The sequence below is a fragment of the Pararhizobium sp. A13 genome (genome assembly GCF_040126305.1).
GTDB lineage: Bacteria > Pseudomonadota > Alphaproteobacteria > Rhizobiales > Rhizobiaceae > Pararhizobium.
In genome coordinates, this window is record NZ_CP149511.1 from 864135 (window position 1) to 877616 (window position 13482).

Below are 13482 nucleotides of genomic sequence, written 5' to 3' on the forward strand. Positions count from 1 at the left end.
GCGCCCCTTGAAGTCGCCGTCGCCGATCCTCGTAGCCCCGTCCGGATTGATGATCTGGTATAGCCGATGTCAGACCGACCCTGCGCCTCGTGGACGGTCACGATACCGCTGCGCCTCTTGTCCCCTGCGGGTGGCGTAGGGGTCACACACACGACGTCAAGCGTCGTTGGCTCGCGAACCATCGTGATGATGATAGTTCTGATATTGTAGTTATATTGTAGTTTGCTAAAATTATGGCTGCCGATCAGAGCGCTCCTCCCTTTCGATCGGCTGGAGGTTTTGTCGATTCCCCTCATGAAGCCTCTACAAGGTCGCCGCCATTATTAGTGGAGGAAGCGACCCGCGGCCCGGGCGGTGCTCCTCGAAAGCCGCTCGGGTCTTGCTATCTCCGCTAACGCCTCTGCCGACTGCTCGCCGTTGGGGGCTCCTCGTTCCATCAGCAATTCTACCAATAGACGCAGTTGCAAGATTCCTGCACAACAACACTAGGTTCGGAGCGACACCTTCGAGCAGGATCAGCGCATCCTGGCGGCCGGCACGCGCGGAAACGTTCCGACCGCTCTATCCTTTGCTACCTACGGACAGACCGGCACGCCGGCGGGCGCACCCTAATGCCCGGCGCTCCGCACCGGTGTCTCTGTGTACTCGGATGGACGAGCTTCAAGGGCATTTCTACCTCGTCCGGTCAAACCAAACCTCATAAGCGCCGATATGACATCGCAGCCCGAAAAGCTCATGCTCAAGAGTCTACGTTTGGCACAAGGAGGCCATGATGACATCAAGAACGTTAGTGCAATCTGTCGCTCTCAGCATCGGGATACTGTTTTCCGGCGCGAGCGTTGTAGCCTACGCAGGTGATTACTGCCTGCCTGACACCACCGCCAAGGGAAACAACGGCTGGGGACAAGAGAAGAACAAAGGTCAGCGACGGTACCAACACTGGCAGTGATGACCGCGCCACGGCCGACACGAAAACGGCCAGCACGGAGCGGTAGTTCCGATGCAATCGCTCGGCGGCGGCTTGCAGTTGCCGCCGAGTTCAGCGGATGACGGGTTCACCGTGATAACGCCGCTTTGACGGCGTCGACACGCCAAATCCGACCTCCATCATCAGGCGCGGGGACTGTTTTGCCAATGTCCCCATATGAAAGCCAAACGGATCCTCGACAAAACCCGTACCCGCCTTTCCGGTCAAGGTAACGGCGCTATCTTCACCATAGAAACCCAGCACTTCATCCGCCGGATGCCCCACGAGCAACGTCAATTGGTGCTTGATGCGCCGGCGGTTGTGACTGCCCCGCACGTAGACATGCGGGCCGGCATCGGCATCGACGTCGGTGAGGTAGAAAAAGAATTTCAACATCCGCCAATCGTCGAGATCGAAATGGAACTTGAACGAGGCGCGGCTGAGATCCGCCTCGGAGGCAGACTTCGTCGGGAAGCTCCACCATGTCCGTGTCGTGATCAATTTGGCTTCACCGCCGAGATAGTGTTTTGCCACGTCGAGAAGCAAAGGGTCCTGCTGCACCGCCAACGCGGCGTCGCAATGCAGAACCCGCTCGAAATGATGGCCGCTCAGTATCGTGCCGCCGAAGCGCCGCTCAGCGTCTGCGTGCTCACCGGCGAGAAACTCAAGCTTGCGATCGAAGTTGCCAAAACACGGTGTTTCGTGCCCGAAGCGGGCGATTTCCTCGTGGATCGGCGCAGGCAGTGTGAGACCGGTAGCGATACCTGTTCGCCTGAGTTCGGCCGCGACAGCTTCCGCTTTCAGGTCACCGAACATCGAAGGCGCAGCGCCGGCGGTGGATCGCACGCGTCTGGCGGTCAGCCAGTGCGCCTTGCGGAACGGCATTGTCCGCGCCAGCAGGAACATCGGCAGCCAGGCGGGATTTTCCCGCACATCCGTCAGATAGGTTGGTATACGTGCAGCCATGCGGCGGAGGGCCCCGCCGCTGCGGGCGATGGTTTCCAGGTCCTGCGGTCTGGATTTTAGTGCGTCAAGCATCTGATATCCTTACACTGTGACAAGGTTTTTTCTAAGGAAGCCTTGTTCTTGAACCCCACAGTCCTGGCCCTCGGTACGCGCCATTATTTGTGTTGCAATGCAGCAAAAGTAAGATCGATTGCGTGACGACGCGCGGATATCTCAAATGACGTCCGAAAAATCGGCGGGCCTGACTGAGCGGCTCGGCTAGACGACATTACTCCTGGGGTGCCGGGACGACGTTTGATGGCTTCTGCAGCTGTGCAGCGGCGGCGGAAGCCGCCGCATCGGCCGTTCCGCTGGAAACATGGACCGTTGGCGTTGCGAACTGGATGCCTTTTTCAGCGAATGTTTTCTTGAGCATGGCAAGGGCTTTTCTACGAACGCCGAACTGCTCGCCGGGTTTCGTCATGAACTTCAGCCGGATTTGCACACCATAGTCCGCCATCTGCTCAATCCCCTGCATTTTCAGAGGTTCGATGATACTTGGCCCGAGTTCGGGATCCTCCAGAAGCTCGGCGCCAATACGTTTTATGGTTTTGCGGACCACTTCAAGGTCGCTGTCATAGTCCAGGGTGAGAGCAATGATGTCGATTACCCAGTCGCGGCTGAGGTTTTGTACCGCGCCGAGTTCGCCGAACGGAACGATGGTGACCGGACCTCGATGGTGTCGTAGGCGGATCGATCGAAGCGAGAAACCCTCGACCGTGCCTTTATATTTTGCCGACTGGATGTATTCGCCAATGCGAAAGGCATCGTCAAAGAGATAGAAGACGCCGGAGATGATATCCTTGACGAGCGTCTGGGCACCGAAACCGACGGCAATGCCGACAACTCCGGCGCCGGCCAGCAGCGGTCCGATCTGAACGCCAACAGCGTCGAGGATCATTAGGAAACCGACAGCTCCGATCACCATGAACAGCACATTGCGAAGAATAGGTAGGAGGGTATTCAACCGCTGACGACGTCGCGCGTCGGATCCGTCCTGATGTCCCCCCTGCTCGCCTCTCGACGCCGCCGCCATCTGGCTGTCGATCAGGGTGCTCGCAAGCTTCCAGATAACATCGGTCACCAGGAGCACGATAACGATGCGGATGCCAGAACGGATCAAACGCGTGATCAAGGTCTCGCCGGCGGCAAGGTCGCTCAGATTGACGTCCCATGAATTTGCGATGAGGAGCGCGGCAACGACAATGAGCCCATTGCGCAGTGTTTGCATAATAACGACGGACCATCCGACGATGGCTGGGTCTTCCGTCGCCTGTTTCTCGTCGGATTGAATGATGCGACGAATGATATCATGAGCTACCGAAACGGTGAGGGGCAAAAGGGTGATGATGATCACCGTCCAGAATGCGCTGCGGAGCCCTGACACCCATAGCAGCCACGATAGCAGGATGCTCGCGGTCAACCCGACACCAACCAGCCGGTTCATTGGCGACCCATCCGACCGAAACTGCCGCAACCAAATCATGGTGATCAGCGCGAATGAAACGACGCCAAGCCATGCCGCGATAAAGAGGTCAATCAGGATGGGTGGTGCGTCGATCGTTCGCATCACTTCGATGGCAGCCCAGCCCACCGCCAGGACCGCGACAATACCGACGAGCCAATAGTACCAGAACCAGGCAAGCGACGTGACAAGTGTCAAAAGACGCATATGCGGTAGACGGGCACCGGGTGCGATGACGATGCGACCGACCAGCACGGCAAGGCGAACCATGAGCGCGGCAGACAGCAGGATGAGCGCAACATCACGGAACACGGCAGGCCATGGAAAGAGGATAAATGCGCCGAGGCTACCAACCAGATAGCCGGTCAAGGCGAGCACACCCATTGAGAGCCTGCCTGCATGGAGCTTGATCCGCTGCCGAACGGTATCGACTGGCGCAGTCATCACAAAATGGAGAAGTCCGCGTCCTGACCACCAAGCAAGGCGCTGTGTGACGAAGCCGCCCGCAATGAAGAGTGCGACCGCAAGAATCAGGCCGACGGGTTCGATACGATCATCGGTCTGAAAGACCCGGATCGCCGTCTGGATCTGCCCCGGAAGGGTCGGCACCGCATTGACCAGTGTGAGGAGCCTCAAACGCAGATCCTGTAGCGACGTGGCAATGGACGGCTGCGCTGGCTCTTGCAAGGTAGACACCGGCTGCGCAGGTTCCTGAGTGCCGGGGACTATCCGATCGACCAACGCTCGCCCGGAATTGTCATTTGGTAGTTCGACAATAATGCGAATTGGTGTTGAGGAACTGGTCGGTTCAGCCGCGATGATCGGATTTGTCCCCATCAGAAAAAGGGTTGAAAATACAGCGGCCAGGAATGCAGACGCTCTGCGAAGGGAGTGGCGGTCGTCGATAACGCGCATTTAACCGTGGTCCTCGCGAAGTTGTCGTCGCTTATGCTTGGGTGGGAGCAACGGGAGTCGTTGTGGGGCGTCGCGCCGTCAACGTCAATGGACGACGAGTACAGACCTGTTGTCGGGGTTCAATGCAATTTGCCACTTTTACACTACGCCTGCCTTTGAGAGGTCATGACTTGTTTCGCAAGTAGAAAGGGAATTATCGGCAATATTCTCGCGCAATTCGGATAGTGGTAGCCCGCTTCCCTGCGCGAGATCCAGACGGCGCTTGGGATCGTTGCGGCGGGCGTCAGCCTCTGCATCATTCCCGCGGCTTCGCAGCGCCAGCGACCTGACGATGTCTGCTACCGCATGATCGCCGACGAAAAAGCCACCTCGCCGGTGATCATGAGCTATCGCCGCAATGATGCCCGCGGACGCATCGAGGAGATCAAGCAGATCATCCGCGAAATGTATGCCGACAACCCGCCTTGGCTTCAACATTTCAACTGTGCGGATCGATGCTTGATCTGTTTGATGATTGGCGTGACGCAACCAACAGCCAGATCCACGCATCGGCCGAGAAGGGATTCTCAAGATGCGGTTCGTCGGCGGGCAAACTGTCGCATTAAATGGCATAGAAACAATGACATACTATCATCCGGTACGTCAAAACGTTAAGAAACGTGATTAGCGATATAAAAATGCAACAATAATATCTTTTGTTATTAGGGGCTGCAGGCAATCTTTCTTTTCAAAGAGCAGCAAAGCCAGCCGCCGACCGGGCAAAGCTGGTTAGGGTTGCGTAGCCCTGTCGGCGGCGGATGGCTTAAAGCGCAAAAACAACTTTAGCTTCGCCCGCCTTCGTCCTCGCACGTGCTTGCTCCCGCCGCGCAACGACCACAGGATCGTTCCTGAAATCCGTCCTGGGGCCTGGCTTGCGCCCGCGCTTTTGACAGCCATGCTTTGGCTGCCATCCGGAACCCCGAACATGTGGTTCGTCTGACCGGTTCTGCGCGGTCCACTCTGGCTGCGATTGAACTCGCGAGCGGCCAGCATCTCCGAGACGTATGCAAGAACCGCGTCTAGGTGCTGCTAAATTTGACTCGTTCAACTTCGCCGGCAGCATGCCGAGCGCGGTAGCGCAATCGGGCCGGCGATACACCGGCGAAGACGACACCGTTTTGTGCATCATTGTGGCGACGCAAGGGTGCGGCTATGAAAGACAGTCGAACGGACATTTTTGCGTTCAGCGACTTGTCCTTTGAAATCGAACTCTGATTTCCAGGAGCATCGATTGAAAACAGCTCCGCTTCGGGGATTGCCTGAGGTTTCCGATATTTTAGAAAAACTAAACCAAATCGCTGCGCACACTTGTTCGCACCTGCAATACCTTCATACTTTCCTCAGCGACGGGAACGATGAACTGCACAGCAGCATCGGACCACGGTAGAGAAAAGGGGATGTCATGACGCGGGAAGACAAACTGAAGCTTGGAACCTTCGTCTACACGTTCGGGTTCCATCCGGCATCCTGGCGGCATCCGGCGAGCGACGTGCGCGGCGCCAATGATTTCAGCCATTTGCTGAACGTTGCTAAGCTTTCGGAGGAGGCCAAGTTCGATTTCATGTTCCTGGCGGATTCGCCCGCCGCCGGCGTTGGCGATCCCGATGCGCTGGCCCGCAGCCCGACGAAGATGAACCGCTTCGAGCCGCTCTCGCTGCTATCGGCTCTGTCCGTCACGACCGAAAAGCTCGGGCTGGTAGCGACCGTCTCCACCAGCTATTACGAACCCTTCAACGTCGCCCGCCTGTTTGCCTCGATCGATCACCTCAGCAACGGACGGGTTTGCTGGAACGTCGTCACCTCCGACCATGACGAGACAGGCTACAACTTCAATCGCGAAGGGTTGGATCCGCATGCGCTGCGCTACGAGCGCGGCAACGAGTTCGTCGACGTGGTCTTCGGACTCTGGGACAGTTTCGAGGATGACGCGCTGCTGCTCGATCGCGAAAGCGGCGTCTATTACGACAAGACGAAGCATCATACGCTGAACCACAAGGGTAAGCATTTCCAGGTGCGCGGTCCCCTCAACATCGCCCGCTCGCCGCAGGGGCGCCCTGTCATCGCCCAAGCCGGCGGCTCGGAACCCGGCATGGACATGGCGGCCCGCACAGCGGAAGTGGTCTTCAGCCTTGCTTCCAACATCGACCGCAACCGGGCTTTCTATCAGAACGTCAAGGGCCGCATGCCGGCCTATGGGCGGGACCCGAACGATCTAAAAATCATGCCCGGCGTTGTCATCAATGTTGCCGAAACCGAGGCTGAGGCAAGGGCGAAGGTCGAGTTCCTGATCGACAAGCTGCACCCGGATGTCGGGCGTTTGATGCTGTCGGAGTTTCTGGAGGCGGATCTCCGGGGCGTGCCGCTCGACAAGCCCTTCCCGATGGACCGCCTGCCGGAAGCCCCGAAGGGGTCGCGCGCCTTGTTCGATGAACTGGTCGATTTCGTCAAGAAGGGCCGCACAGTCGGCGAGCTGATCCGCCACTATGCCGAAAAGCATACTGGCAACGGTATGACCGGAACGCCGAAACAGATCGCCGATTTCATGGAAGAATGGTTCGAGACGCGCGCCGCGGACGGCTTCATCCTGATGTTTCCGACACTGCCATCAAGCCTCACCGATTTCACCGAACTCGTCTTACCAGAGCTGCGCCGCCGCGGCTTGTTCCGCGATGAATACGAAGGGCCGACCTTGCGGGAAAACCTCGGCCTGTCCATGCCCGGCAATCGCTTTGCGGTTGCCCGCGCGAAAGCAGAGGGATGAGACCATGAACGCTGCGACCGCGATCATTCCGGGCCGCGTCGACGAGCCACACTTCAAGATGTCCATGCGGCAACTGGCGGCCGCAGTCAGCGTCATAACGGTTGGGCATGGCGACGACCGGACAGGATTCACGGCCACGTCGGTGTCGTCGCTTTCCGCCGATGTCCCTTCGGTCATTGTCAGCGTCAACCGTACCTCATCCTCGTGGCCGGTGCTCGAACGGTATCGCCGCTTTTGCGTCAACGTTCTTGCCCATGATCAGCAGCATATTGCACGGTCCTTTGCCGGCCACGATGGACGCCAGGGGGTGGCGCGCTACGCCGATGCGGATTGGCACACGCTTACGACCGGCACGCTGGCGCTCAAGGATGCGCTGACGGTCCTTGACTGCGACCTGGAGCAGGCCATCCATCATCATTCGCATGCGATCCTGATCGGCCATGTTCGGGCCATCACCGTGCGGCCCGGCGCGCAGCCGCTCCTCTACTGGCAAGGCGGGTTTCAGCACCTAAGCGCGGCACGTGAGACCTAACGATGGAGACGGTAGAGGTATGACAGCGCCCACGCAGGACACAAAGCCCTTCGATGAAGCGCTTGCGGAAATAGCAGCCACCATTGGAAGCGGCAGAATTCGCAGTGGGGCTGCGATCGCCGATCTCGATCCCGGGGAACATCCGGAAAACCTGCAAGCTTCCGCAGTCGTTTCGCCGGCATCGACTGCGGAAGTTGCCGCCATCGTGCGAATTTGCGCCCGACATCGGATTCCGATCGTCCCGCAGGGTGGACGAACCGGATTGGTCGGCGGTGGTATTTCGAACCGCGGCGAGTTGGTGCTCTCCCTGCAAAAAATGAACAGTGTCGAGCAGATCGACCCGATCGAGTGCATCGCCGTCGTGGAAGCCGGCGCGACCCTGCAATCCCTGCAGGCGGCAGCCATGGAGCACAGACTGGAGCCGGGGATCGACCTCGCCGCGCGGGGATCGGCAACGCTCGGCGGCATGGTCTCCACCAATGCCGGCGGCGTCATGGCATTTCGCAACGGCGTCATGCGGCACCGTATTCTCGGCCTGGAAGCGGTTCTGCCCGATGGCTCAATCTATTCCGATCTAACACGGGTGGTGAAAAACTCGGCCGGATACGACCTAAAGCATCTGTTCATCGGCGCCGAAGGCACGCTCGGTGTGGTGACGAAGCTGGTGATCAAGCTGGATCCGGTTCCCCTTGCGACCGCAACGGCGATCTTCGGCCTTCCTTCAACAAGAGCAGCTCTGGATCTTGTATCGCTGGCGCGCGCAACCGGAAAACTTCGGGCCGCCGAGGTTCTCTGGTCGCGCTATTTCAAGTTCACCTCCGCACATTTCAGCTGGAACGCGCTCGACTACGACGGAGACAGCCCGGCACATCTGATTGTCGGCCTTGGCGGAGACGACGAAGGGAGCCTCAATGAAGCCTTGATGGTCCTGTTCGAGGCGATTACCACGAGCCATCGCGGCACGACGGCGGTTCTGGCAACATCGACCACGCAGGAACAGGAAATCTGGCGGCTGCGGGAAGAGACGGGCCTGATATACCGGGATTATCCGGCAGCGCCGTCCTATGATATCTCCGTGCCACTTGGTCAGACGGAGGCTTTCCTCGACAGGGCAATTCCAGTTTTATCCGCAATCGAATCCGGCCTGTCGCCATTCGTCTTCGGCCATCTCGCCGATGGCAACCTGCATATCGTTCTGAACCGGCCCGGTGGCTGGCTGACCGATGAGCGGCGCGATACGATCGAGGCCATCCTTTACGCGGATATCAGGGCGATGGGCGGATCGTTCTCCGCCGAGCACGGCGTCGGCTCAAAGCGCATTCACGCTCTGCAAGCGACCTCCGACCCGACCAAGCTCGTCCTGATGGCCCAAATCAAGAAAGCGCTCGATCCGGCCATCCTTTTCAATCCCGGCAAGCTGTTCGATCGATCATAAGAGCACGGTTTCGGCCCCTTACCCTAGCCGTCTGCGCACAAACGGGGAGAGGGCAAGGATCAGGGGCGGATCGACTCGTATCAGACCAGCATCGACGCGCCGCGGTCGAGATAGGTATCGAGAAACTGTTCGAGCCGGGAATTGCGCGGCTTGCGAAAAACATCCCCCGGAGCGCCGGTGAACAGCAGCTTTCCCTGATCGAGGAAGCTGATCTGCTGGCCGACGGTGGCCGCAAAGCCGATTTCGTGCGAGACCACGACCATGGTCATGCCCTCGGCAGCCAGATCGCGCATGACGTTGAGAACCTCGCCCGTCAGTTCCGGATCGAGCGACGACGTCGGTTCATCGAACAGCATGATCTTGGGTTTCAGCGCCAGTGCGCGGGCGATTGCCACGCGCTGCTGCTGGCCGCCGGAAAGCTGGGCGGGGTAGTGACCCGCGCGGCTTTCAAGGCCAACCTTGATCAGTTGCGCCATCGCCCGGTCCTCGGCGTCCCCGCGGCTCATCTTATGGACCGTCTTCAGTGCCTCGCTGACATTACCGAGCGCCGTCATGTGCGGCCAAAGATTGAACTGCTGGAACACCATGCCGATCCGTGAGCGGATCGCGCGGTTGGTCGCAGCGGGCAAACGTTCGCGCACGCCTTGGGCATTTTCGGAAAAGCCAAGGACCTCACCATCGATGGTGATCGTGCCGCGCGTCGCTTCCTCCAGAAAAGCCATGCAGCGCAACAGTGTGCTTTTGCCGGAGCCTGAAGGGCCGATCAGGCAGGAGACCTTGCCCTGCGGAATATCGAGGTCGATGCCATGAAGCACGGTGGTTTCGCCGAACTGCTTGACCAGATTTTTGACTGCGATCGCTGGAAGACTCATGATTGGGAAAACCTGTATCTGGACAATCGTGTTTCTGCGAAGTGGCCAAGCCACCCGGCTGCTTCGACCAGCGCCCAATAGATCAGGGCAAGCAGGAAGAGCGATTCGACGAAGGCATATTGCTGGGAGCCGATGGCGCTGACCGTGAGCGTCAGTTCCGGCACGGTGATGATCGACAGGATGGCCGTTTCCTTGAGGATGATCACCGCCATGTTGACCGATGGCGGCAGCACCAGCATTGTCATTTCCGGCAGCAGGATACGACGGATGATCTGGCCCTGGGTGAGGCCGACGCATTGGGCTGCTTCGATATGGCCGATGGGTATGGCTGCAAATCCCGACCGGAAAATCTCGCTGAAATAGGCCGCGCCATAGACAGTCAGCCCGAGCAGCCCGGCGGGGACCGGATCGAGCGAAAGTCCGATGAAGGGGCCGCCATAATAGAGCAGGAAGATCTGGATCAGGAACGGCGTGCCGCGCAGGATCTCCACGCCGACACCGAGCGGCAGATCGATGAGCCTGCCGCCATAGCGCCGGCCGACCGCGACGAGAAAGCCGAAAAAGGCGCCACCGATGGTCGCTGCGATCCACAGGAGGATGGTGACACCAGCGCCTCTGAGGATTGCCGGCAACTGGTTGAAGATGACGTTGACGTCGAAGATCATCGCGGTATCCCCGGAAGCGACCGTTCGATCAGGCCGCCGGTGCGCGCCACCACCCAGTTGATCAAGAGATAGATGAGACCGGCGCAAGCGAAGATATCGAGTGGCAGGAAGGTACTGCCGGCCAGATCCTGCGCCATGCGCGTCAACTCGACGATGCCGACGACAGATACCAGCGACGAGGCTTTCAGGATGAGGATCGCTTCATTGACGAGGGCTGGAAAGGTCAGCCGAAGTGCGATCGGAACCTTGATACGCCGGAACGCCTGGCCGGGCGTCAAGCCGACCATCTCGGCGGATTCGATCAGGCCGCGCGGAACGCTGGCAAAGCCACCGCGCAGGTTTTCCGCCTGATAGGCGGCGGTACACAGGGACAGGCCGACAACCGCCGCGACGATGCTCGGAACGTTGATGCCGATTACGGGCAGGAGATTGTAGATCAACAGAAGCTGCACCAGCAGGGGCACGCCACGAAAGAAGCTGATGAAAATCTGTGCAGGGACGCTAAAGAGTTTGCGGCCGGACAGCATCGCACCAGACAACAGAATGGCGATAGCAAAACCGATGAGGATCGATATCAGGCTGATGCCGATGGTGTAGAGCGACGCTTTCAGGAGAAGCGCAAAGAGTTTCAGGGACATTGCATACTGTTCCGTCCGGTGGAGGCAAGCGCTTCAGCGCTGGCAAGGGATGCGCGTCGCTTCACAGGCCGGCGCGCATCGAGACTTGCAATGTCAGATCAGAATGCCGGATCCGGTACGGAATCCGGCGTATCGAAGCTGGCGCCGAACCACTTCTTCTGCGCTTCAGCCAGACGGCCGTCGCCCTTCATCTTCAGGAGGGCTGCATCAATGGCATCCATCAGCGGGGCATGGTCCGGATCCTTGGTGCCGATGAAGCCGAAATAGGACTTCTGGCCGAAAGGTGGCAAGACGACCTCGAACGTATCCTTGCGCTGGCTGGCGACGAAGGCGATGTTTGGCAGCGAATTGGCAACACCGGCGATACGGCCGGCTGCGAGATCGGCATAGGATTCGGTGAAAGCCGGATATTCGCGCACGTCCACCTTTGTCGGCAGCGTGTCGGAGTAGGCCGTCAGCTGCGCAAGCTGGGCGGTTGCCTTGCCGACACCGATGGCCTTTCCGGCAATGTCTTCAGGCTTGGTGATCGTCGTGTCGCCCGCCTTTTTAAGGATCGCAACGGTTGCTTCGGCGATCGGCGGCGTAAAGCGGTAACGCTCCATGCGTGCCTTGGTGATCGTCGCCGGACCGGCGACCATATCGAATTTTCCGGCTTCCAGCCCCGGCAGCACGCCTTCCCATGGAAGGGCCACCCACTCGATGGTCACCCCGAGCTCCTTGCCGATCTCGGCAAAGAGATCAACGTTCAATCCGGCATGTTCGCCGGCGTCGATGAAATCGAACGGCGCAAACGCGGTCTCCGTTCCGACCTTCAAAGTGCCTGCTGCCTTGACGCGCGCCAATGCATCGTCGGCATGCGCCGAAAATGCCGTGCCCAGCATAAGGGCGGCGGCGGTGAGACCCCGTACCAAGAAACCTGCTCTCATTGTCATCTCTCCAGTTTTACCCCTTCCATGATGGATCAGGGGAACGTTCCCTTTGGTTATTGAAATCTGCAGGTTTCTTTGTCCCGCATTTGACTAGACAAATAGACAGCGTCATACAGGGAGTGTCAATGCACCCTGTTTTGCAATTTTTGTGCCGGGATGTTTGACCGCTATGAAGCTCAATCGGAGTGGGCCAAAAAGCAGGTCCGATAGCCCCGCTTAAAACAGTGCACCCATACGAACGTCGAGGTGATATGTGACGCCGCTTCATCAGCGTATCTTCGAGGAGATCGAAGCAAATATCATGAGTGGCGCCTGGAAGCCCGGCCAGCGCGTTCCCACCGAGCAGGAACTGGTGGAGCAGTACCAATGCTCGCGCATGACGGTCAGCAAGGCACTAACCGTTCTGACCCGCCGCGGCATGATCGTACGCCGCCGCCGTCACGGCACCTTCGTCAGCGCGCCGCAGATCGACAGAACCGTGATGGATATCCAGGACATCGGCGTCGAGGCGCAGCTGGCCGGCCACGAATATAGCTATTCAATCCTCACCCGGAGCATAGAGCGTTTGACGCCGCATGAGGCGATGAAGCTGGCCGAGACACCGGATATGGAGGTGCTGCGACTGCTGTGCCTGCACGTCGTCGACGACAAGCCGAATGCGATCGAGCGGCGGGTGATCATGCTCGACGCCGTTCCAAGTGCTCGTGATGAGGCCTTCGCTTCCAGGCCACCGGGCGTGTGGCTGCTGGAGCAGGTCCCTTGGACCGAAGCCAAGCACATCATCCGAGCCATTCCGGCCGATGCAGCGACAGCACAGCTGCTGGAATTGCAAAGAGGAGAGCCCTGTCTGAGCCTGACGCGGCAAACATGGCAGAACGGCCGCACAGTGACCCATGTCGAAGTCACGCATCCGGGCGATCGCTATCAATTTGCCGGCGTTTTCCACCCCTCGGCGCAGGATGTATGACGAGCGAGTCCAGGTGTTGTACGGAGCCGAGCCGCCTGTTTTTTAAGCTCATTTGGCGCTTGAGTGCATCAGACACATTTGCCGATTGGGTCAGTGAGCAAGATCAGCTGGACGCGATATCTTTCAGCCTTGACGATCCACGCAATTGAAAAGGGCGTTCGCCTATTGGAAGCGAAAGGCGCGAGGCAAAAGCGGCAGGGATTCACATGTGGCTGCATGGCCTGATCGCTGAATATGGTGACCATATTTTGCCGGTCGACAACGACGTCGCTCTTAATCTTGCAAGCTGGAA

10 protein-coding genes and 2 pseudogenes are annotated in these 13482 nt (G+C 58.9%); 5 read left to right on the plus strand and 7 right to left on the minus strand.

Features of this window, described 5'->3' with window-relative positions; genetic code table 11:
* Window positions 1–1039: 1039 nt before the first annotated feature.
* Window positions 1040–2005, minus strand: coding sequence for a phytanoyl-CoA dioxygenase family protein (locus WI754_RS25675; protein ID WP_341486830.1), 966 nt, complete (start codon window positions 2003–2005; stop codon window positions 1040–1042).
* Between the two features lie 196 nt (window positions 2006–2201).
* Window positions 2202–4352 carry a mechanosensitive ion channel family protein gene (locus WI754_RS25680; RefSeq protein ID WP_341486831.1) on the minus strand — a complete coding sequence of 717 codons (2151 nt, stop codon included), beginning with the start codon at window positions 4350–4352 and terminating at the stop codon, window positions 2202–2204.
* A 240-nt stretch (window positions 4353–4592) separates the two neighbouring features.
* Between WI754_RS25680 and WI754_RS25685 the strand changes: the two are divergent.
* Window positions 4593–4826: pseudogene (locus WI754_RS25685) on the plus strand (LysR family transcriptional regulator); the annotation flags it as partial.
* A 328-nt stretch (window positions 4827–5154) separates the two neighbouring features.
* Here the strand turns inward: WI754_RS25685 and WI754_RS25690 are convergent.
* Window positions 5155–5420: pseudogene (locus WI754_RS25690) on the minus strand (ISNCY family transposase); the annotation flags it as partial.
* 373 nt (window positions 5421–5793) lie between these two features.
* On the opposite strand from WI754_RS25690, the gene WI754_RS25695 reads away from it, so the two are divergent.
* The 3 genes from WI754_RS25695 to WI754_RS25705 are packed head-to-tail and all read left to right on the plus strand — an operon-like array spanning window position 5794 to window position 9119.
* The gene (locus WI754_RS25695; RefSeq protein WP_341486832.1) at window positions 5794–7152 is read left to right on the plus strand and encodes an LLM class flavin-dependent oxidoreductase; all 1359 of its coding nucleotides are present in this window, start codon (window positions 5794–5796) and stop codon (window positions 7150–7152) included.
* 4 nt (window positions 7153–7156) lie between these two features.
* A complete protein-coding gene (locus tag WI754_RS25700) occupies window positions 7157–7684 on the plus strand; it encodes a flavin reductase family protein (RefSeq protein WP_341486833.1) in 528 nt (175 codons plus the stop codon).
* Window positions 7685–7703: 19 nt separating this feature from the next.
* Window positions 7704–9119, plus strand: a complete 1416-nt coding sequence (locus WI754_RS25705; RefSeq protein ID WP_341486834.1) for an FAD-binding oxidoreductase — start codon at window positions 7704–7706, stop codon at window positions 9117–9119.
* 80 nt (window positions 9120–9199) lie between these two features.
* Here WI754_RS25705 and WI754_RS25710 read toward each other — a convergent pair whose 3' ends face one another.
* The 4 genes from WI754_RS25710 to WI754_RS25725 form a co-directional block, all read right to left on the minus strand.
* Window positions 9200–9991: an amino acid ABC transporter ATP-binding protein gene (locus tag WI754_RS25710; protein WP_341486835.1), complete on the minus strand. Its 792-nt coding sequence runs from the start codon at window positions 9989–9991 to the stop codon at window positions 9200–9202.
* Window positions 9988–10656, minus strand: a complete 669-nt coding sequence (locus WI754_RS25715) for an amino acid ABC transporter permease (protein ID WP_341486836.1) — start codon at window positions 10654–10656, stop codon at window positions 9988–9990. Before WI754_RS25715 ends, WI754_RS25710 begins: the two co-directional genes overlap by 4 nt.
* Window positions 10653–11294, minus strand: a complete 642-nt coding sequence (locus WI754_RS25720; RefSeq protein ID WP_341486837.1) for an amino acid ABC transporter permease — start codon at window positions 11292–11294, stop codon at window positions 10653–10655. The genes WI754_RS25715 and WI754_RS25720 overlap by 4 nt, the downstream gene beginning before the upstream one ends.
* Before the next feature lie 98 nt (window positions 11295–11392).
* Entirely contained in the window at window positions 11393–12226 is an 834-nt protein-coding gene (locus WI754_RS25725) for a transporter substrate-binding domain-containing protein (protein ID WP_341486838.1), read from the minus strand.
* Between the two features lie 250 nt (window positions 12227–12476).
* Here WI754_RS25725 and hutC point away from each other — a divergent pair, with 250 nt between their 5' ends.
* Complete coding sequence (hutC, locus tag WI754_RS25730; protein ID WP_341486839.1) at window positions 12477–13190, plus strand: histidine utilization repressor; 714 nt, start codon at window positions 12477–12479, stop codon at window positions 13188–13190.
* The last annotated feature ends 292 nt before the right edge of the window (window positions 13191–13482 follow it).